This window comes from Herbaspirillum sp. UBA812 (assembly GCF_002296545.1).
Taxonomy (GTDB): domain Bacteria; phylum Pseudomonadota; class Gammaproteobacteria; order Burkholderiales; family Burkholderiaceae_D; genus Herbaspirillum; species Herbaspirillum huttiense.
The window spans coordinates 1-19,979 of record NZ_DBIC01000158.1 but is presented as its reverse complement, the minus strand read 5'-3'; the positions used below and the strand labels follow the sequence as shown (position 1 = coordinate 19,979).

Below are 19,979 nucleotides of genomic sequence, written 5' to 3'. Positions count from 1 at the left end.
CTCAAGACTATCGTGGCCCGCACGCCAACCACGCGTGCCGGGCCAGGGGACTACACGGACATCAGAAGCGGTGCTGCATGCCCAGGGTCATGCCGAACTGGCTGTTGGAGAAGCCGACGTCATCCCGCGACAGGCCCACCAGTTGGTTGTTCTTGGCCTTGGCATAGGCCGTGCTCAGGTACAGGTCGGTGCGCTTGGACATCGCGTACTTCAGGCGCAGCGAGTACATGATGGGATCAGCATCGTTGGCCACGTTCTTGATGTTCTGGTAGTAGATCGCACCGATCACGCTCATGGCCGGCGTGAACTTGTACGTCACGCCGCCCCAGATGAAGTCGCTGCGCTGGTCGGCAGCGCCGCTGGCCAGGGTCTTCTTGTAGTAGCGGTAGCCGAGGTTGAACTTCCAGGCATCCGACAGCTGGTAGCCGGCGGCCAGGTGGGCGCTGGTGGCGCGGTCATACGGGGCGTTGGTGGTGCTCACGCTGTTGTTGCGGTCATAGGTCGCGGCCACGCTGAACGGACCCGAACCCCAGCCCAGGCCGACACCGTACTTGGCACCGTTGCTGGTCTCGCCGGCCACTTCGCCGAAGCCGTACATGGCACCGACCTTCACGCCCGCGAACTCGCCCTGGTACTTGACCAGGTTGGACACGCCGGTCGGCATGCCATCCTTGCGGCCACCGGTGGCACCGGCCGAGGTCACCCAGGAATAGTTGGCCGAGTAGCCCATCGGGTCGAACGGCAGGATGAAGTCATAGGTGGTGGAGAAGGAACGGCCCACCACCACGCGGCCGAAACCGCCTTCCAGGCCGACGTTGGACTGGCGGTTGAAGAGCTGGTTGGAATCGCCGTCGAAGGCACCGTTATCCAGCTTGAAGCCGTTTTCCAGCTGGAAGATGGCTTTCAGGCCACCGCCCAGGTCTTCGGTACCACGGAAGCCGATGCGCGAGGTGTTCATGGTGCCCGAGCTCAGGCGCACCAGGCTGTTGCCGGCAGCATTGGCATTGGTGACATATTCCACGCCCGAATCGATCAGGCCGTAGACGGTAACGGAAGTTTGCGCCTGCACGGAAGTCGTGGCGAACGCGGCGAATGCGGCCAGCATGCTGGCGGCGAGGTGATTCCTTTGCACTGAGATCTCCTTGGTTGAAAGCGTTGGATGGCGTCGGCACGGCCGTGCCGTGCGACGTCTTCTGTTCATGCACCCGGTGTGCTCCTGACGGCTTTTCCGGGTGAGCGAGACGATAGCGGGTAGCCTTGCTCGCTGGTTTTCATCGATGCGATGAAACGTCAAAAAACTAAGTTTTTCCGAACGGGAAACTTAGACATTCCGTTCGGCCACCTTAGTTTTTCAGAATGCCCACAAGGCCTGTTCCGGCAGCGACAGCCAGTATTCGCCCTGGTCCAGGCGCTGCGGTGCGTAAGCACGCAGGCCGACCGAACCGGCCGGTCCGCCCTCGACCTTGAACAGGCATTCCCAGCGGTCGCCCAGGTACATGCAGGTCGAGAGCGGCAGGCGAATCGCATTGCCGGTCTGCTCACCCGCGATGCGTACCTGCTCGACCCGGATGATGCCGGTGAGCTGCTCGCCGGGCTTGGCATCCTCGCGTCCGCGCAGGGTCGCTACCGCCGTGCCGCCATCCAGCTTGACGGTCACGCGGTCGCCCTCGCGGCTGACCACCTCGGCCGCCAGCTTGTTGTTGCTGCCCATGAATTCGGCGGTGAACAGGGTATTGGGGGTCTGGTACATGCTCTGCGGCGTGCCCTGCTGTTCGATGCGGCCATTGTTGAGCAGCAGGATGCGATCCGAGATGGCCATGGCCTCGCCCTGATCGTGGGTCACCATCAGCGCCGACAAGCCCAGGCGCACGATCAGTTCACGCAGGAAGGCGCGTGCTTCCTCGCGCAGCTTGGCGTCGAGGTTGGAGAGCGGTTCGTCCAGCAGGATCACCTGCGGGTTGTAGACCAGCGCACGGGCGATGGCCACGCGCTGCTGCTGGCCGCCGGAGAGCTGGTGCGGATAGCGTTCGCCCAGATGGCCCAGGCCCAGCTGCGACAGCACTTCCTTGACGCGCTTGGCGATCTCGGCCGAGGGGGTCTTGCGCAGCTTGAGGCCATAGGCGACGTTGTCGGCCACGGTCTTGTGCGGCCACAGCGCATAGGACTGGAACACCAGGCCCAGATTGCGTTCTTCGGCCGGCATCTCGAAGTTGCGTGCGCCATCAAAAACGCGGCGGGTGCCGATGTCGATGGTGCCGGCCTTGGGCGATTCCAGGCCGGCCACGGCGCGCAGCAGCGTGGTCTTGCCGCTGCCGGAGGGACCCAGCAGCGCCACCACTTCGCCGCGCTGCAGTTGCATGGAAACACCCTTCAGGATGGGGTTGGCGGAGGCGCCGGTACCATAGTCCAGGTGCAGGTCGTTGACGGAAAGTTCGGTCATGATGATTCCTCAGGATGCTCTTGCTGTATCGGGAGGCCGGCACCCTTGGTACCGGCCGTGCTTTCGGTGCAGGTCAGTCGTGCAGCTTGACGCCGAAGCGCAGCGCAATGCCCAGGCCCACGGCCACCAGCGTGATGTTGATGAAGGACAGTGCAGCCACCAGTTCCACTGCGCCGGCGGCCCACATGGAGACGATCATCGAGCCGATCACCTCGGTACCGGGCGAGAGCAGGTAGACACCGGTGGAGTACTCGCGCTCGAAGATCAGGAACACCATCAGCCAGGCACCTACCAGGCCATAGCGCACCAGCGGGAGGGTGACGTCACGCGTGACGCGGGACCGAGAAGCACCGACCGCGCGGGCGGCCTCTTCCAGTTCCGGGCCGACCTGCAGCAGGGCGGTGTTGATCAGGCGCAGGCCGTAGGCCATCCACACCACCGAGTACGCCAGCCAGACCGAGAAGATGGTCGAACGCAGGCCGCGCAGGGCGGGGATGAAGCTGTCCACCAGCCACAGGGCGATGGGGTTGTCGATGCCCTTCAGGGCCGAATCCAGCAGCGAGGGCACGAACAGGAACACCCACAGGAAGGACAGGCCGGCCAGCAGGCCCGGCACCGCACGCGGCACCAGCACGCTGTAGTCAAGGAAGCGCGTCACGCCATCCTGCTTGCGGTGCATGGCCAGGGCGATGGCGGTATAGCAGGCCACGGCCAGGGCGCCGCCGATCACACCGATCAACACGGTGTTGATGATGCCGCGCACCAGCGAGGGTTGATCCCACACGTTGAGCAGATTCTCGAAGGTCAGCACGTCCAGCAGGTTGACGCCATCGCCCCAGTGCGAGACGAAGGTGCGCAGGCCGATGCCCGAGAGCGGGATGATGACCGTGAACAGCAGCCAGCCGGCGATCAGAGTGAACGCCACCCAGCGCCACTTGCCCAGCGGCAGCGCCTTCTGGCGCGCGCCCTTGCCCTTGATGGCGACGAACTTGTTGGCCGAGCGCAGCAGCCAGCGCTGCAGCATTACCAGCGGCATGGTCACCGCCACCAGGCACACGGCCACCGCTGCCATCAGGTGATACGACGGCGTGCCCAGTTTGTTGGTGAGCTTGTAGAGATAGGTCGGCAGCACCAGGTGGCCTTCCGGATCGCCCAGCACCAGCACCAGGCCGAACACTTCAAAGCCGAGGAAGAACACCAGCACGCCGGAGTAGGCCAGTGCCGGGGTAATCATCGGCAGCGAGACGTTGAGCGCAACCTGCAGCGGCGAGGCACCGGCCACGCGGGCCGCTTCTTCCACATCCGAACCCAGGCTGCGCAGGGCCGCCGAGGCATACAGGTAGACGTGCGGCACGTGGGTCAGGCCGGCGATGATGACGATGCTGGTGAAGGAATAGATGTTCCACGGATCACCCTCGAAACCGAACACCGACAGCAGGTTCTTGACCCACACCGTGTAGAAGCCGACCGGTCCCATCGAGACCACGTAGCCGAAGCCGATCACCATGGGCGAGACGAAGATCGGCACCATCAGGGCGGGGGCGATGAAGCTGCGGCCCGGCAGGTCGGTACGCACCATCAGGAAGGCCAGCATGCCGCCCAGCGGCACGGCGATCAGGGCCAGGCCGGTGGCCAGCGTGAGGCCATTGACGAAGGCCTGGCGGAAGTCCGGGTCATCGAAGATGAAGCGGTAGGAATCGAAGGTCAGCGTCTTGACCGGCGCGAAGAACGGGGCCGACAGGAAGCTTTGATAGAAGATCAGCAGCAGCGGCACGAAGATGGCCAGGGCTGCCAGCAGCACGACCAGGCCGCGCGGCCAGTTCAGCCGGAAACGGCGGGTCGGCAGGGCTGGCTCGCTGCGCGGTAGCGTTGTGGTGGTTTGCATGGTGCGCCTCATGAGTGGGCAGATGGATCAGGACAGGCAGGGAAGCGGCCAGGGCCGCGCTCCGGAACAACGATGTTGCAAGGTGCTGACAAACATCCCGTTCGGACTGAGTAGACCCGCAGGGTCGTATCGAAGGCGTGACGCCCTTGGCACTGCGGACTACCCGGCCCATAACAGGATTGATTTAAAAAATTTACTTCTTGGTGGCTTCCTTCCACTGCTTCAGGAAGTCCAGGCGCTTCTTCTGATCCAGGTATTCCAGCAGTTCGGTCGAGACCGGCATGGGCTTGAGCGACGCACCCAGTTGCTTGGTCAGTTCGGCCGAGGTGGTGGCACCGGTAACGTCGCCACGGATGGCGAACAGCTGCGCATCATTGGCGATGATGGTCTGGCCGCGCTTGGAGAGGATGTAGTCCACCCACAGCTTGGCGGCATTGAGGTTCTTGCCGGCCTTGTTGATGAAGATCACGCGCGAGAGCACCAGGTTGTAATCCTTGGTGAAGGCCACGCCGATGGACGGGTCCTTCTTGGCGCGCACCAGGGCGTAGGGGCCGAGGATGTTGTAGCCGATCAGGTTTTCACCCGAGGAGATGCGCTCGAGCATGGTGCCGGTCGAAGATTGCACGCGTGCGGCCACGCCGCCCATGGCTTTGGCGAAGTCCCAGAAATGCGGATTGTGCTTCAGGTCATAGGTCATCAGGCTGAAACCGACGCCGGACTTCTCGATGTCGTAGGTGGTGACCTTGTTCTTGAATTTTTCCTGCTTGCTGACCAGCAGCTTGGTGAACTCGTCGTGGGTGGTCGGCACTTCGGCTTCGGTCACCAGGCGCTTGTTGTAGACGATGGCGGCCGGCTCGAAGGTGGTGCCGTAGGCGGTGTCCTTCCAGTTGGCCCAGGCCGGCACGGCGGCGGCTTCCGGTGACTTGTAGGCCACGGCATAGCCTTCGGAGGCCAGCTTGACCTGCAGGTCCATGGAGGAGGACCACATCACGTCAGCCGTGGCGCCACCGGCGGCGGCTTCGGAGATGAAGCGGTTGTAGGCTTCGGTGGAGTTCATGTCGTTGTACTCGACCTTCACGCCCGGATAGAGCGCACCGAAATCCTTGATCAGCGCTTCGGCCGCCTTGGAATCGGTGGTGCTGTAGATCACGACCTTGCCTTCCTTCTTGGCGCCTTCGATGACCTTGGCGTAATCGGCGGGATAGCCGGCGGGGGTGTCGGCATGGGCCACACCGCTGAAAGTGACGGGCAAAGCGAGGGCCAGGCCGAGCGCAATGCTCAGGCGACGTTTGTGCAACATGGATTCTCCTTGATGATGAAACGGACCTTGCGCCGGCCCGGCTGCAGAGCACGCCTGACGGCGTGTGCAACCTGGCTGATCAGCGCACCAGGCCCAACTCCTGGGACTGCCTGCGATAACGCGCAACGGTCTGCGCGATGTAATCCGAGAGCGGCTTGCCGGTCATGGCAAAGGGTTGCAAGCCACCGATACTGCGCTGGCGATCGAATTCGGGATCGGCCAGTACCCGGTCGAAATACCGGACCCAGCGCCGGTAGTCCGCCTCCGGCGCATGCGGGCTCATGTAGAAGCCGCGAATGATCGGCCACACCACCTCGTAACCCTGCTCGCGTGCGGTCGGTATTGCCTGCAGCGGGCCCGGCAGGCGTTGCTCGGACAGCACCGCCAGGATGCGCACCTTGCCGTCGGCCATGAAGTAGGCGGCTTCCGAGGTATCGCCCGAAATCACCTGCACGTGCCCGGCCTGCAAGGCGGCAAACGAATCACCGCCGCCTTCCAGCGCCACGAAGCGGAACTGCCTCGGCGTAAAACCGGCTTGCTGCGCCAGCAGCGCCATCTTCAGCCAGTCCTGGCTGCCCACGGTCCCGGACAAACCCACGGTGACCGCCGACGGATCCTTGCGGATCGCTTCCAGCAACTGCTTCAGGTTGCGCCACGGCGCATCGCTGCGTACCGCGATCATGCCGTGATCGATACCGATCCCGGCCACCCAGCGCACGTCGCCCACATCGGCGGGGCCATACTTGCCTTGCGCCAGGCTCAGCAGCGAGCCGCCCGAAAACGCCACCAGCGTCTCCGGCCCACCGCGCCGCTGCGAGACCACCGAACTCCAGGCCACGGCCCCGATGCCGCCGGGCAAATACGCCACCTTGAAGTCCTGCTTGCCGCCCTCTTCCTGCATGGCCCGGCGCAACAGCTTGCACGAGGCGTCCATGCCGCCGCCCGGCTTGGCCGGAACGATGCACTCGGCCGCCAGCGCGCACGGCATCGCACAGGCCAGCAGACAGGCGGCCAGCAAGCGAACACAGTGGTGCCAACGATGCGAGCGGTCCGCCTTCATGGCGGTCAGCAGCAGAAACGGGAGGCGGGAAGAACGGTACGGACGGGTCCGGACCCAAGGGTGGTCATGATGTGTCTCCGGCTTGGATTTTTTGATATGGGCGCATCGTACAAGAAAAGCCTTTCAGCCGGCTTTCAGCGAAGCTGTCAGTGTGGGATCGATGCTACGCAGTTTCCACAATGGCCGGATGGGGACATTTCAAAGGCGGCGGCCCATCTGTTAGCATCCGCGCTGGAGACAAGCCGTACCGCAACGTACAAGTAAAAGCAAAAGTAAAAGGGCCGCCGCATGCGCATCCTGCTGGTCGAAGACCATATCGAACTTTCCCGCTGGCTGTCCAAGGCCCTGCGCGACGCCCACCTGACGGTGGAGTGCGCGCACAACGGTGCCGACGCCGACAGCCTGCTGCTCACGCAAGACTATGCGCTGGTGATCCTCGACCTGACCCTGCCGCGCATGGATGGACTGGAAGTCCTCAAACGCATGCGTGCGCGCGGCAGCCGCACGCCGGTGCTGATCCTGACCGCACGCGGCGGCCTGGCTGACCGCGTCAGCGGCCTCAACCTGGGGGCCGATGACTATCTGGCCAAACCCTTCGAACTGGAAGAACTGGAAGCGCGCGTGAAAGCCCTGCTGCGCCGCTCGCAGAGCCAGGAAGCGGTGACCGTGGCCTGCGGTGCGCTGTGCTTCGATACGGTATCGCGCACCTTCACCTATCACGGCGAACTGCTGGCGCTGACCCCGCGCGAACACGCGGTGCTGGAAGTGCTGATCATGCGCCAGGGCCATACGGTCCCCAAGGACAAATTGTTCCAGCAGGTCTTTTCGCTGGATGACAATGCCAGCGTGGACGCCATCGAGATCTACATCCACCGCCTGCGCAAGAAGCTGGAACACGAGGGCGCCGGCCGCGTCGGCATCACCACTCTGCGCGGCCTGGGCTACCTGCTGCAGGCCGCGTAATGGCGCAGGCTACCCGCCGACTGGGCAACCTGCGCAGCCAGCTGGTGCGCTGGCTGCTGATTCCGCTGACGCTGCTGGTGGCTCTCGATGCAGTCTCGGTCTACTACAACGCGCTGGAAGTGGCCGACCTGGCCTACGACCGTTCGCTGCTGGCCTCCACCCGTGCGCTGGCCGAACGGGTCTCCATCGTCAATGGCCATGTCACGGCCGACGTGCCCTACGTGGCGCTGGACAGCTTCGAGACCGATACCCTGGGCCGCATCTACTACAAGGTCACGGGCCTGAAAGGGGAACTGGTGTCCGGCTACGAAGACTTGCCGCCGGTCCCTGCCAACGTCAAGCGCTCGGAAGTCTATCCGGCCCTGGTGCGCTTCTACCAGGCCGACTATCACAACCAGCCCATCCGCATCGCCGCGCTGCTGCAGCCGGTGTATGACGACAGCATGCGCGGCATCGCCCTGATCCAGGTCGGCGAAACCATGGAGGGCCGCAACGGCATGACGCGCAAGATCCTGTTCGACACGCTGTGGCGCCAGGGCACGCTGGTGACCGTGGCGGCGCTGCTGGTGTGGTTCGCGGTGCGCTTCGTGCTGCGCCCGGTGATGCAGCTCAAGGGCGAGGTGGAGTCGCGTGCGCCGACCGACCTGTCCGGTTTTGATCCGGCCCTGGTACACAAGGAAATGCGCCCGCTGGTGCAGGCCATGAATGGCTACATGGAGCGGCTGCAGGCCCTCATCAGTGCGCAGCGGCGCTTCATCGCCGATGCCTCGCACCAGTTGCGTACGCCGCTGACGGTATTGAAGACCCAATCCGAACTGACCCTGCGCGAACTGCGCCGCACGCGGCTGGACCCGGCCGAACTGCGCGAGCTGGTGGAGGGCATGGCCCGCACCACCGATTCCGCCGTACATCTGGCCAATCGCCTGCTGACCCTGGCACGCGCCGAACATGGCGCGGCCGAGGGCGGCACCATGCGCGTCTCGCTCACCGATGCCGCACGGCAGGTCGCGCTGGAGTTGTCGCAGCAGGCGGTGGCGCGGCGCATCGGGCTGGCCTTCGAGGAAGAGGGCGACGTCGGCATCGAAGCCAATGCCCTGCTGCTGCATGAACTGATGGTGAACCTGCTGGACAATGCGATCCGCTATACGCCCATCGGCGGCCAGGTCACCTTGCGCGTGCGCGCCATGCGCCGTCCGGGGCAGCCGACTGCGGCCCTGCTGGAGGTGGAAGACAACGGCCCCGGCATCGCCGAGGCCGAGCGCGCAAAAGTGTTCGAACCCTTCTATCGCGCCGGGGCCACCCAGCACGTCAACCCGGGGGGTACCGGGCTGGGGCTGGCCATCGTGCGCGAGATCGCCGCCATGCACAGGGCCAGCGTCACGCTGGATGCCCCGTCGCAAGGCAGCGGGCTGGTGGTGCGCATCGCCTTTCCGGGCGTCGTCGAGCTGCGCGCCTGACCACCAGAGTTAGTTCAGAATTGTTCCCAATCCCCGTCACCGGCCGGCGGTGCCTTGCTGCTGGCCTTGGCAATGGCGGCGTTGGCGGCCGTCTTGGCCGGCAGGGCGGGGACCGCGACGGCGGGCGCGGGCGGTACGGCGGCGGGCTTCTGTGCCGCTGGCTTGGGAGCGGCGGGCTTGCTGGCCACCGGTTTGGCGTAGGCAGTCGCAGCCCCCATCGCCGCATGCTGGCTATCCAGCCGGAAGATGCTGACCGTCTCTGACAGGCGGTGCGATTGCTCCTGCAGGGATTGCGCAGCGGCCGCCGCTTCCTCGACCAGCGCGGCATTCTGCTGCGTGACTTCATCCATCTGCGCGATGGCGCGGTTGATCTGCTCGATGCCGGCGCTCTGCTCGCTGCTGGCGGCCGAGATCTCGCCGACCACGTCGGTGACGCGCTTGACGCTGGCCACCACTTCGCTCATGGTGCTGCCGGCCTGCTCCACCAGGCGGCTGCCGTTGTCCACCCGCGTCACCGAATCATCGATGAGGGCCTTGATCTCCTTGGCGGCCGATGCGCTGCGCTGGGCCAGGGTGCGCACTTCGGAGGCCACCACCGCGAAGCCGCGTCCCTGCTCGCCGGCACGGGCGGCTTCCACCGCCGCGTTCAGGGCCAGGATGTTGGTCTGGAAGGCGATGCCGTCAATGACGCTGATGATGTCGACGATCTTGCGGGAAGCATCATTGATCTCTCCCATGGTCTGCACCACCTGCCCCACCACGCTGCCGCCCTGCACCGCCACTTCGGAGGCGGTGGCGGCCAGGGTGTTGGCCTGGCGGGCGTTGTCGGCATTCTGCTTGACGGTGGAAGTCAGCTCTTCCATGGCCGAGGCGGTTTCTTCCAGCGAGCCAGCCTGCTCTTCGGTGCGCGAGGACAGGTCCAGGTTGCCGCTGGCGATTTCCTTCGACGCGGTGGTGATGGCATCGGTCCCTTGGCGGACCTGGGTGACGATGCGATGCAGGTTCTCGTTCATGGACTTCAGTGAGGCCAGCAGGGTGCCGGTCTCATCCTTGGTGGTGGCCTCGATGCGCACCGTCAGGTCGCCCTGCGCCACCGCACCGGCGATGCTGACGGCCTGGTTGAGCGGACCCGTGATGGAGCGCGTGACCAGCCAGGCGGCAGCGACGCAGATCAGGATGGCCACACCCGAGAGCAGCAGCATCAGGCTGGTGGCGGAACTGGCGGTCTGTTTGCCCTGGCCCACGCTCTCGTCCATCATGGTCTTCTGGTAGGCCACGAAGTCATCGAGCGCCTTGAGGTATTTGTCCTGGACGGGCACGACTTCCTTGAAGAGCAATTCGGTGCCCTCTTCCTTCTTGTTCTGCTTGATCAGTTCCCGCAGCTTGTCACGCGAGGGCGTGTAGGCATTGCGGGCATCCATGACCATCTTGAGCATGTCCTTGTCGCGCGGGCTGGTAAGCAGTTTCTCGATCTGCGCCAGCGCTTTGCCGGTCTTGGCGCTGAAGGCCTGCCCTTGTTCCGTGTACTTCGCCGATTCCTCGGGCGTGCGGCCGAGCAAGGCATCGCGCAGGCTGCGCACGGCGCCATTGACGTTGTCACTGATGTCACTGGCCAGGGCGATCTTCTGGTAACGGTCCTCGACGATCTCGGCGGTGGACTTCTCGACCCGGTTCAGGCTCTTGAGCGCGATCCCCGTGATCACGCACATCACCCCGATGAGCACGGCGAAGCAGACGGCCAGCCGGACACTGATCCTGATATCTTTGATGTTCATACTTACCCCCTTGTTGGCTGTGAAGACATGCATGTCTTTCTGTCAGCAAATTGTTGGCGGAATGCAACGCCGCACTGGATCGCCAGACGCATGTAAAAAGCGCCGGACAGCAGATGCTGAACGGCGCTTTTGGCCAATACTTGAGAAAGCAGGGTGAGGTCCGGAAGACCGACCTGGCCCCGGAGCCTGCGATAGTTAGTTCAGAATTGTTCCCAATCCCCGTCATCGGCCGCCATGGCCTTGCCGCCGGCCTTGGCGCTGGCTGACGCGGCCGGTTTCGCGGGCAGGGCCTTGGGTGCCGGCGCGGGTGCTGCCACAGCGGCTTTGGCCGGTGCGGCCGGTGCGGCCGGCGCGGCGGCCACCGGCTTGCTGCTGGCCTTGGGCGGCACCGGCTTGCGCGCGGGCTGCGCACGCGGCATCTCATGGCTGCTGAGCTTGAAGATGCTCACCGTTTCCACCAGCCGGCCCGACTGTTCCTGCAAGGACTGGGCGGCGGCGGCGGCCTGTTCCACCAGGGCGGCATTTTGCTGGGTCACTTCGTCCATCTGCACGATGGCGTGATTGATCTGCTCGATGCCGTCGCTCTGTTCGTTGCTCGCCGCCGAGATCTCGGCCACCACGTCGGTAACGCGGCGCACGCTGGCCACCACTTCGCTCATGGTGGCACCGGCCTGTTCCACCAGACGGCTGCCGTTATCCACGCGGCTGACCGAATCATCGATGAGGGCCTTGATCTCCTTGGCCGCGGACGCACTGCGCTGGGCCAGGGTGCGGACTTCGGAAGCCACCACCGCAAAACCGCGTCCCTGCTCACCGGCACGGGCCGCTTCCACGGCGGCGTTCAGGGCCAGGATGTTGGTCTGGAAAGCGATGCCATCGATGACGCTGATGATGTCGACGATCTTGCGCGAGGCTTCGTTGATCTCGCCCATGGTCTGCACCACCTGGCCCACCACGCTGCCGCCCTGCACTGCCACGTCGGAGGCGGTCGCGGCCAGGCTGTTGGCCTGGCGGGCGTTGTCGGCATTCTGCTTGACGGTGGAGGTCAGTTCTTCCATCGCCGAGGCGGTCTCTTCCAGCGCCCCGGCCTGTTCTTCGGTGCGGGACGACAGGTCCAGGTTGCCGCTGGCGATTTCGGAGGAGGCGGTATTGATGGTGTCGCTGCCGGTCCGCACCTCGCTGACGATGCGGTGCAGGTTCTGGTTCATGGCCTTGAGCGAAGCCAGCAGCTTGCCGGTTTCGTCCCGGGTGGTCTCGCCGATCTGTACCGTCAGGTCGCCCTGCGCCACGGCGCTGGCCACGTCCACGGCTTCATTGAGCGGCCGCGTGATGGAACGCGTGACCCACCAGGCTGCCAGCACGCACAGCAGAATGGCCACGGCCGACAGTTCCAGCATCAGGGCGATGGCCGAATCGCTGGTCTGCTGGCCTTGGGCCACGCTTTCATCCATCAGCGTTCTCTGGAAGGCGACGAAGTCGTTGAGGACGTCGAAGTAGCGGTCCTGCTTGGGAATGACTTCGTTGAAGAGCAGCTCGGTGGCCTCTTCCTTCTTCTGCTGAATGATCAGCTCGCGCAGTTTGTCGCGCGACGTGCTGTAGGCGGCACGCGCGTCCTGAATGGCCTTGAACAATTCCTTGCCGCGCGGCGTGCTGATCAGTTTTTCGATCTGGTTCATGGACTCGGTGGTCTTGGCGCTGTTGGCCGCACCGCGGTCGAGATAGCGCTTGGCCTCCTCGGGGTTGCGTCCCAGCATGGCATTGCGCAGGTTGCGCGCGGCCGAATTGACGTTCTCGCGGATCTCCATCACCAACGCGATCTTCACGTAGCGGTCCTCGACGACAATGCGCGAAGCCTTGCTGATGCTGTGCAGGCTCTGCATTCCTACGCCCGCGATCAGGCACATGACCGCGACCAGGATGCCGAAGCAGGCCGCCAGTCGTGCGCTGATCTTGATGTTCTTGATGTTCATTCGTGTTCCTCGATGGAGTGTGAGAGTGCTGGTGAGCGCAGTCTGGCTGCGGGCGCGTCATCCAGCCATCAGGGATATCCTGATGCGCGCAGACAACACGCAACATGCGATTGCCGCAAGGCAATCCCATTGGCCCTGCCCCAAAATGAAAAAAGCTGCCGTTCAATCTTCCTGAACGTCAGCTTTTTGTCAGACTTGAGCCTGCGGGGTCAAATTCTCATGGCTCGGCTCGCATTTCCGTCACACGAACGTCCCGATGGCCGCGATCACCGCCTCCCGCACCGACCCGCTCACCACGAAGCCATGCGCGGCCTGCACGTCGTCGTGGAACCATCGATCGCCATCCAGGCAAGCCGGAATCTGCCGACGGATCTCGTCATAGGCCACCTGCGTACCCTGCCCCAGCTTGAAGTCCTTGAGCAAGTCCTCGGTCATGGTCAGCGCCTGCGCCGCCAGCAGCATTTCCACGCCGACGATGTATTGCGTGTTCTGCACCACCGTCATGGCCTTGCGGGCACACCAGGTCGAGTTGGAAATGTGGTCCTCGCTGTTGCCCTTGGAGGGGATACTGTCGACGCTGCCGGGCATGCACAGGGTGCGGTTTTCCATCACCAGCGAACTCATGGAACACTGCACCACCGGATAGCCCGTGTTGACGCCGCGCACGCCGCTCATCAGGTTGCGCGGCAATCCCCACGACAGGGTGGGGTCGATCAGGCGCGCGATACGGCGTTCGCAGATGCTGCCCAGATCGGTGATCGCCATGGCCAGCAAGTCCATCGCCTGCGCCAGATACTGGCCGTGGAAGTTGCCGCCGGAAATGATTTCGAAACCTTCGCCGTCTTCCTTGTTGAAGATCAGCGGATTGTCGGTAGCGGAGTTGGTCTCTTTCTCGATGATGGTATCGATGTAGTCGAGTGCATCGAATACCGGACCATACACTTGCGGCGCGCAGCGCAGCGAATACACATCCTGAATGCGCGCGGTGTAGGGGATATCGGTGCGGCGCAATTCATCGGGCAATTGCACGGCGCGCGCTTCATGCGTGGTACGGGTGGAGCCCTTGATCAGCGTGCGGATGACTTCTGCCGTCTTGATCTGGCCCGCATGCGGACGCGCCTGCTGGATACGCGGATCGAAGGCCGACATCTCGGCCCGCATCGCTTCCAGCGTCAGCCCGAGCGACAGGCAGGCATCCGTCAGCAGATGGCGCGCATCGTGCGCGGCGAGGATGGCGACCGCCAGCGAGGCGGTACAGCCATTGATGAGCGCCGAGGCATCCTTGGCCTTAAGATCAAATTTGACCGAACCTATCCCGGCTTGCTCAATGGCTTGGGTGGCGCGCATGCGCTGGCCCTGATACATCACTTCGGCTTCATCAAACCCGGCAATGGCCGCCGCCAGATAAGCCAGTGGCGCGAGATCGCCGGAAGCGCCGACCGATCCCTTCTGCGGCATGATCGGATGGATGCCCGCATTGATGAAGGCCAGCAGGCGATCCACCACTTCCACGCGCGGCGCGGAATAATTCGATGCAAACGCATTGGCCCGCAGCAGCATGGTGGCGCGGCTGACTTCTTCCGAGAACGGCTCGCCGATACCCGCGCTGTGCGCACGAATCAGCTGGGTCTGGAACAGCTCGATATGCTCGACCTTGATGCGCGTGTCCTTGAGCAAACCGACGCCGGTATTGAAGCTGTACATCATGGGTGCTTCATCGTGCATCCAGGTGCTCTCGATGTAGTCGCGGCTTTGCTTGAGCGCCGTTCGCGAAGACTCGGCGAGCGCAACTTTCAGGTGAGGGGCGCGGGCCACGCTGACGACTTGCGCAGCGGTGAGCTTGAATCCGTCGATGGTGATGGTGGACATGGGAACTCCGTAATCTTTCAGTAAAAAGCCTGAGCGCACTCAGGGCTGGAATTGTTCGACCAGATGGCTGAAGACCTGCGCAGCGATGCAGGCGTCCTCGGTGCTCATGGTTTCGTCGGGGTGATGGCTGATGCCGCCGTTGCCACAGCGCACGAACAGCATGGCCACCTCGCCCAGCGGTGCCATGGCCATGGCGTCGTGACCGGCCCCGGAAGGCAGGTGGCGCACCGGCCAGCCGGCCGTCTCGATGGCCCGCGCCAAGGCCGCCTGCAGGCGCGGCGCGCAGGGCACGCTGGCCGCCTCATGGGTCTGGCGCAGAGCGATTTCGACCTGCCGCCGCGCGGCAATGCGCTCGATCTCGGCGCGCACGTCGGCCACCGCCGCCAGACGGTCCGCATCCTCCTCGGCGCGGATGTCGATGGAAAAACTGGCCAGCCCCGGCACCACATTGGCCGCGCCCTGCACCACTTCCAGGATGCCCATGGTGCCCACCAGCCCCGGCTTGATGCCGCAGCGCCGTTCGATGTAAAGCCCGATCTCGGCTGCCGCCATCGCAGCATCGCGGCGCAGGTGCATCGGGACGGTCCCCGCATGCCCGGCCAGGCCGCGCACCTCGGCCATGAAGCGGCTGGCCCCGGAAATGGCGGTGACCACGCCCACCGGCAAGCGCTCGTTGAGCAACAGCGGGCCCTGTTCGATGTGCACCTCCACAAACGCCGCCACGGAAGCGGGCGACCACGCATCCCCTGCAATCCCGGCCGGATCCAGTCCGGCAGCCCGGATCGCCTGGCGCATGCTGATGCCCTCGCCATCGACGTTCTCCAGCACGGCCTGATCGAAGGTGCCGGCCACGGTGCGGCTGCCCAGCAGGGTGGCCTTGAAGCGCACGCCCTCTTCCTCGGCAAAGCCGATCACCTCGATGGGAAATGCAAAACGCTTGCCCGCACGATGCCATTGGGCAATGCAGGCCAGCGGCAGCACGATGCCCAGGTTGCCGTCGTACTTGCCGGCATTGCGCACGGTATCGAAGTGCGAACCGGTCACCAGCGCCGGACGATGCTCATGTCCGGGCGCGGCCTCGTAGCGGCCGATCACGTTGCCGGCGTTGTCGCGCCGCACGCGCAGGCCGGATTGCTCCATCCAGCGCGTCAGCTCGGCGGCGGCGGCCTGGTGCGTGGGGGTGAGATAGGTCCGGGTCAGCATGCCGGGGGCTTCACTGTGCTGCGCCAGCAGCTCGGCCCACTGCATCGCTTGCTGGCCGGCCTGCTGGCTGGACAGGTCCATGGCGTTCATCGCGTCTCCTCTGCTCGACCGGCTCCGGGATGGAGCGGGACTCGAAAATTTTCGTGTTTTTTATTGTATTCAAAAATTGTATGCAATATAGTGATCTCGCGCCACCGCGACAAAAAAGATCACCTGCGTTGGCAACATTTCAATAAAACAAGTCAAGGAGACAACGGTGAGCAAAGTATTCAAGTCCCTGTTCGGGCAGGTGGTGCTGGCGCTGGTGGCCGGCATCGTCATCGGCCTGCTGTGGCCGGATTTTGGTCAAAGCCTCAAACCGCTGGGCGACGGCTTCATCAAGCTGATCAAGATGATCATTCCGGTCATCGTCTTCTGCGTGGTGGTGCAAGGAATCTGCGGTGCCAGCGACCTGAAGAAGGTCGGCAGCGTGGGCGTCAAGGCCATCATCTATTTCGAAGTCGTGACCACCATCGCCCTGCTGCTGGGCCTGGTGCTGGCGCTGGTGGTCCACCCCGGCGCGGGCATGAACATCGATCCCAGCAACCTGGATGCCAGCAGCCTGTCGGGCTACATGGCCAATGCCGGCAAGGTCAAGGAGACCGGTTTTGCCGACTTCATCATGAAGCTGATCCCGGCCACCGCGGTGAGCGCCTTCACCTCCGGCGACGTGCTGCAGGTGCTGCTGATCTCGGTGACCTTCGGCTGCGCGCTGCTGCTGATCGGTGACAAGGGCGCACCGGTGGTGGCGCTGGTGTCGTCGCTTTCGGACGCCTTCTTCAAGTGCATGTCCTTCTTCATCCGCCTGGCACCGCTGGGCGTGCTGGGGGCGATTGCCTTCACGGTCGGGAAGTACGGCATCGGCTCCCTGAAGCAGCTGGCACTGCTGGTGCTGCTGTTCTACGGTGCGGTGATCTTCTTCGTGCTGGTGGTGCTGGGCGGCATCCTGCGCGCCAGCGGGCTGTCCATCTTCAAGCTGATCCGCTACCTGCGCGAAGAGCTGGTGGTGGTGCTGGCCACCACCTCCTCGGACAGCGTGTTGCCGCAGATCATGAGGAAGCTGGAACACATGGGCATCAAGAAGTCCACCGTCGGCCTGGTGATCCCGACCGGCTATTCCTTCAACCTGGATGCCTTCTCGATCTACCTGACCATGGCCGCGCTGTTCATCGCCCAGGCCACCAACACGCACCTGTCCTGGGGTGACCTGGCGGCGATCCTGGCCATTGCCCTGGTCACCTCCAAGGGCGCACATGGCGTGCCCGGCTCGGCCATCGTGATCCTGGCGGCCACGCTGACCACCATCCCGGCCATTCCGGTCGTGGGCCTGGTACTGGTGCTGTCCATCGACTGGTTCATCGGTATCGCCCGTGCGCTGGGCAACCTGCTGGGCAATTGCGTGGCCACCGTGGTCATCGCCAGCTGGGAAAAGGATATCGACAAGCAACGCGCCCGCGCCGTGCTCAATGGCGAATACGTGACGCCGCTGGCCGAGGAACTGCCCGTCATCGACCTGCCGGGCGTGGCCGGCAACCCGGCCCGGGCCTGAGCCCGCCGATGGATGCCGGGGAATCGGAATTGGCTGGCCATCGTTGCACTGGTTACAATGGAGCGCCGCCGCAGGGCGGCCTTCCCAGCCACTCGTCCCCCCCAGCCATGACCGCTTCCGTCCCTGCCCCCGCACCCGACAGCTCCGACGCCATCGCCAGCGACATCGCGGCCAATATCGCCGCGCAGCGCCTGCCGCCCGGTGCCAAGCTGCCCGAAGAAGCCTTGGCGCGGGTGTACCAGGTCAGCCGCACCAAGATCCGTGCGGCGCTGGTGATGCTGGCCAAGGACAAGCTGGTGGACCTGATCCCCGACAAGGGGGCCTTCGTCAGCAAACCCACGGTGGAGGAGACGCGCAACCTGTTCTTCGTGCGCCGGGCGCTGGAAGCGGCCATGGTGCGCCAGTTCGTGGCCTGCGCCACCGAAGCGGATTACGCCCGGCTGGAAGCGCACCTGGAACAGGAACGCCAGGCCGTCAAGGATGACAACATGCAGGTGCGCTCTTCCCTGCTGAGCGACTTCCACATCCTGCTGGCGCGCATCGTCGGCAACGACGTGCTGACCGACATCCTGGAAAAGCTGGCCGGCCGCAGCGCCCTCATCACCATGCTCTACCAGTCCACACGCGATGCCGCCTGCTCCAGCGAGGAACATGGCGCCTTCATCGCGGCGGCGCGGGCGGGCGATGTCGAGAAGGCCGTCGAACTGATGGAACATCACCTGCTGCATGTGGAACAGGCACTGGCCTTTGAACCCAAGTCCGGCCCGCGCAAGGATCTGCTGCGCGAACTGTTGTCATGAATTCGTCAGCAAGCGCTGAGCGGCGTTGTAAAACTTAGTAAAAATTCATTTTTATTCATATCAGTCCGCCTGCTGCAAGGGATAGCGGGCGGTCTGACCGTACTCCGACTAAGTTTTTTTCATATCGCCCCGGAACCACCCGGGGGTCGGGCAAGCCCGCATCAGACGGTGAAATCCTGCTGTATTCCTCGGTTACCGCCACGGCAGCGGGGGCCACACTCATGCACCGGTCCGGATGCCGTCCGTCAAGATTGAACAGGGCCTAGTTCACCAAACAATAATGATTTCAGGGATTCCACATGCTCAACTCCATCAAAGCCCGCATCCTGTTCTATACGATCGCCCTGCTGGTCGCCAGCCTGGCGGTGGTCGGGACGGTGTCCTTCTTCATCATCCAGACGGACAATGACCGCGCCATCGAACGCAATGCTCAAGCCGTGGCCACCGGTTTCGGTTCCACCATCAATGAATGGGTGGCGGCCCGCACCGCCATGACGGTAGCCGCCGCCGAAGGCGTGCAGGGGGCCGATCCGGTGTTCGTCATCAAGCTGCTGCAGAAGAGCGGCGGCTTCTACGTCACCACCCTCGGCCGCGAGGACAAGACCGCCTTTACCTCGGCTGCCGAAGGCCTGCCGGCAGGGTATGATCCGACCGCCCGTCCCTGGTACAAGCAGGCGGTGGCCGCCGGCAAGCCGGTGCTGACCAAGCCCTACACCGACGTCGCCACCAAGAAGCCGATGGTCTCCTTCACCGCACCGGTGATGCAGAACGGCCAGCGCGTGGGCGTGGTGGCGGCCGCCATGTTCCTCGATGGCGTCTCCGAAGTGGTGCGCGCCATCCACCCGACCCCGGCCAGCTACGCCTTCCTGGTGGACCGTGACGGCCTGATGCTGGCGCACCCGGATGGCCAGTGGGTCAACAAGCCGGCCAAGGAGTGGAATGCCGAGCTGACCCCGGAACGCCTGCAGAGCCTGGGCGGCGACGACAAGGTCAGCGCGCTGCAACTGGATGGCGCGGCCAAGCTCATCAAGGGCATCCCCATCAAAGGCACCGAGTGGACCCTGATGCTGGCCATGGACAAGGCCGACGTCACCGCCGGCATGCGCAATGCCACGCGCTCGGCGCTGATCGCGCTGGTGCTGGTGGCACTGGTGGCAGCGGGGATCATGAGCGTGATCACCACGGCGGTGTTCCAGCGCCTCTCGCGCGTGCGCCGGGCCATGGACAGCCTGTCTTCCGGCAACGGCGACCTGACCCTGCGCCTGGACGAAGACGGCAAGGATGAACTGACGCAGATCTCGCGCTCCTTCAACCAGTTCGTCAACCAGATCACCGGCATCCTGCAGGACGTGCGCCGCAGCAGCGATACCGTCAAGATTTCTTCCACCGAGATCGCCAGCGGCAACCAGGACCTGTCGGCCCGTACCGAGCAGCAGGCCGGTGCGCTGGAAGAAACCGCCTCGGCCATGGAGCAGCTGACCTCGACCGTGCAGCAGAACTCGGAAAGCGCGCGCCGCGCCAACGAACTGGCCGGCAATGCTTCCCGGATCGCTGCGCAGGGCGGTGAAGTGGTCGGCAACGTGGTCTCGACCATGGAAGCCATCAATGCCTCCTCGCGCCAGATCGCCGACATCATCACGGTGATCGACGGCATCGCCTTCCAGACCAA

Annotated in this window: 14 protein-coding genes; 5 read left to right on the top strand and 9 right to left on the bottom strand. The window is 64.2% G+C overall.

Annotated elements, in window-relative coordinates:
* Positions 1-61: 61 nt before the first annotated feature.
* From B3873_RS10135 to B3873_RS10115, 5 genes are all read right to left on the bottom strand, one after another.
* Positions 62-1,132: a porin gene (locus tag B3873_RS10135; protein ID WP_084319776.1), complete on the bottom strand. Its 1,071-nt coding sequence runs from the start codon at positions 1,130-1,132 to the stop codon at positions 62-64.
* 219 nt (positions 1,133-1,351) lie between these two features.
* On the bottom strand, positions 1,352-2,440 hold the full coding sequence (locus B3873_RS10130) for an ABC transporter ATP-binding protein (RefSeq protein ID WP_039783129.1): 1,089 nt from the start codon (positions 2,438-2,440) through the stop codon (positions 1,352-1,354).
* 73 nt (positions 2,441-2,513) lie between these two features.
* Positions 2,514-4,325 (bottom strand): ABC transporter permease, encoded by a 1,812-nt coding sequence (locus B3873_RS10125; protein WP_039783341.1) that lies wholly within the window; start codon positions 4,323-4,325, stop codon positions 2,514-2,516.
* 193 nt (positions 4,326-4,518) lie between these two features.
* Positions 4,519-5,625 (bottom strand): ABC transporter substrate-binding protein, encoded by a 1,107-nt coding sequence (locus B3873_RS10120; RefSeq protein ID WP_039783127.1) that lies wholly within the window; start codon positions 5,623-5,625, stop codon positions 4,519-4,521.
* Positions 5,626-5,704: 79 nt separating this feature from the next.
* Positions 5,705-6,685: a tripartite tricarboxylate transporter substrate binding protein gene (locus B3873_RS10115; protein WP_121041045.1), complete on the bottom strand. Its 981-nt coding sequence runs from the start codon at positions 6,683-6,685 to the stop codon at positions 5,705-5,707.
* Positions 6,686-6,973: 288 nt separating this feature from the next.
* Between B3873_RS10115 and B3873_RS10110 the strand changes: the two genes are divergently transcribed.
* Positions 6,974-7,648, top strand: coding sequence for a response regulator (locus B3873_RS10110; protein WP_034331694.1), 675 nt, complete (start codon positions 6,974-6,976; stop codon positions 7,646-7,648).
* Positions 7,648-9,105: a sensor histidine kinase gene (locus B3873_RS10105; protein WP_286865747.1), complete on the top strand. Its 1,458-nt coding sequence runs from the start codon at positions 7,648-7,650 to the stop codon at positions 9,103-9,105. The genes B3873_RS10110 and B3873_RS10105 overlap by 1 nt, the downstream gene beginning before the upstream one ends.
* 14 nt (positions 9,106-9,119) lie before the next feature.
* Here the strand turns inward: B3873_RS10105 and B3873_RS10100 are convergent, their stop codons facing one another.
* From B3873_RS10100 to B3873_RS10085, 4 genes are all read right to left on the bottom strand, one after another.
* Complete coding sequence (locus tag B3873_RS10100) at positions 9,120-10,880, bottom strand: methyl-accepting chemotaxis protein (protein ID WP_286865745.1); 1,761 nt, start codon at positions 10,878-10,880, stop codon at positions 9,120-9,122.
* Positions 10,881-11,080: 200 nt separating this feature from the next.
* Entirely contained in the window at positions 11,081-12,850 is a 1,770-nt protein-coding gene (locus B3873_RS10095) for a methyl-accepting chemotaxis protein (RefSeq protein ID WP_286865743.1), read from the bottom strand.
* Positions 12,851-13,090: 240 nt separating this feature from the next.
* Positions 13,091-14,719, bottom strand: coding sequence for an HAL/PAL/TAL family ammonia-lyase (locus tag B3873_RS10090; protein WP_286865741.1), 1,629 nt, complete (start codon positions 14,717-14,719; stop codon positions 13,091-13,093).
* Positions 14,720-14,758: 39 nt separating this feature from the next.
* Positions 14,759-16,012: an allantoate amidohydrolase gene (locus B3873_RS10085; protein ID WP_286865739.1), complete on the bottom strand. Its 1,254-nt coding sequence runs from the start codon at positions 16,010-16,012 to the stop codon at positions 14,759-14,761.
* A 166-nt stretch (positions 16,013-16,178) separates the two neighbouring features.
* Here B3873_RS10085 and B3873_RS10080 point away from each other — a divergent pair, with 166 nt between their 5' ends.
* The 3 genes from B3873_RS10080 to B3873_RS10070 all read left to right on the top strand — a co-directional run.
* Positions 16,179-17,510 (top strand): C4-dicarboxylate transporter DctA, encoded by a 1,332-nt coding sequence (locus tag B3873_RS10080; RefSeq protein ID WP_134223814.1) that lies wholly within the window; start codon positions 16,179-16,181, stop codon positions 17,508-17,510.
* A 107-nt stretch (positions 17,511-17,617) separates the two neighbouring features.
* Complete coding sequence (locus B3873_RS10075) at positions 17,618-18,310, top strand: GntR family transcriptional regulator (RefSeq protein WP_039784781.1); 693 nt, start codon at positions 17,618-17,620, stop codon at positions 18,308-18,310.
* 299 nt (positions 18,311-18,609) lie between these two features.
* A partial coding sequence (locus B3873_RS10070; protein ID WP_286865735.1) for a methyl-accepting chemotaxis protein occupies positions 18,610-19,979 on the top strand: 1,370 nt, incomplete at its 3' end.

What these genes read in the sequence shown, in the direction of transcription:
- B3873_RS10075 (WP_039784781.1), top strand. Translation starts at nt 17,618, where the DNA reads ATGACCGCTTCCGTCCCTGCCCCCGCACCCGACAGCTCCGACGCCATC.
- B3873_RS10120 (WP_039783127.1), bottom strand. Translation starts at nt 5,625, where the DNA reads ATGTTGCACAAACGTCGCCTGAGCATTGCGCTCGGCCTGGCCCTCGCT.
- B3873_RS10105 (WP_286865747.1), top strand. Translation starts at nt 7,648, where the DNA reads ATGGCGCAGGCTACCCGCCGACTGGGCAACCTGCGCAGCCAGCTGGTG.
- B3873_RS10125 (WP_039783341.1), bottom strand. Translation starts at nt 4,325, where the DNA reads ATGCAAACCACCACAACGCTACCGCGCAGCGAGCCAGCCCTGCCGACC.
- B3873_RS10090 (WP_286865741.1), bottom strand. Translation starts at nt 14,719, where the DNA reads ATGTCCACCATCACCATCGACGGATTCAAGCTCACCGCTGCGCAAGTC.
- B3873_RS10085 (WP_286865739.1), bottom strand. Translation starts at nt 16,012, where the DNA reads ATGAACGCCATGGACCTGTCCAGCCAGCAGGCCGGCCAGCAAGCGATG.
- B3873_RS10130 (WP_039783129.1), bottom strand. Translation starts at nt 2,440, where the DNA reads ATGACCGAACTTTCCGTCAACGACCTGCACCTGGACTATGGTACCGGC.
- B3873_RS10115 (WP_121041045.1), bottom strand. Translation starts at nt 6,685, where the DNA reads ATGAAGGCGGACCGCTCGCATCGTTGGCACCACTGTGTTCGCTTGCTG.
- B3873_RS10110 (WP_034331694.1), top strand. Translation starts at nt 6,974, where the DNA reads ATGCGCATCCTGCTGGTCGAAGACCATATCGAACTTTCCCGCTGGCTG.
- B3873_RS10100 (WP_286865745.1), bottom strand. Translation starts at nt 10,880, where the DNA reads ATGAACATCAAAGATATCAGGATCAGTGTCCGGCTGGCCGTCTGCTTC.
- B3873_RS10095 (WP_286865743.1), bottom strand. Translation starts at nt 12,850, where the DNA reads ATGAACATCAAGAACATCAAGATCAGCGCACGACTGGCGGCCTGCTTC.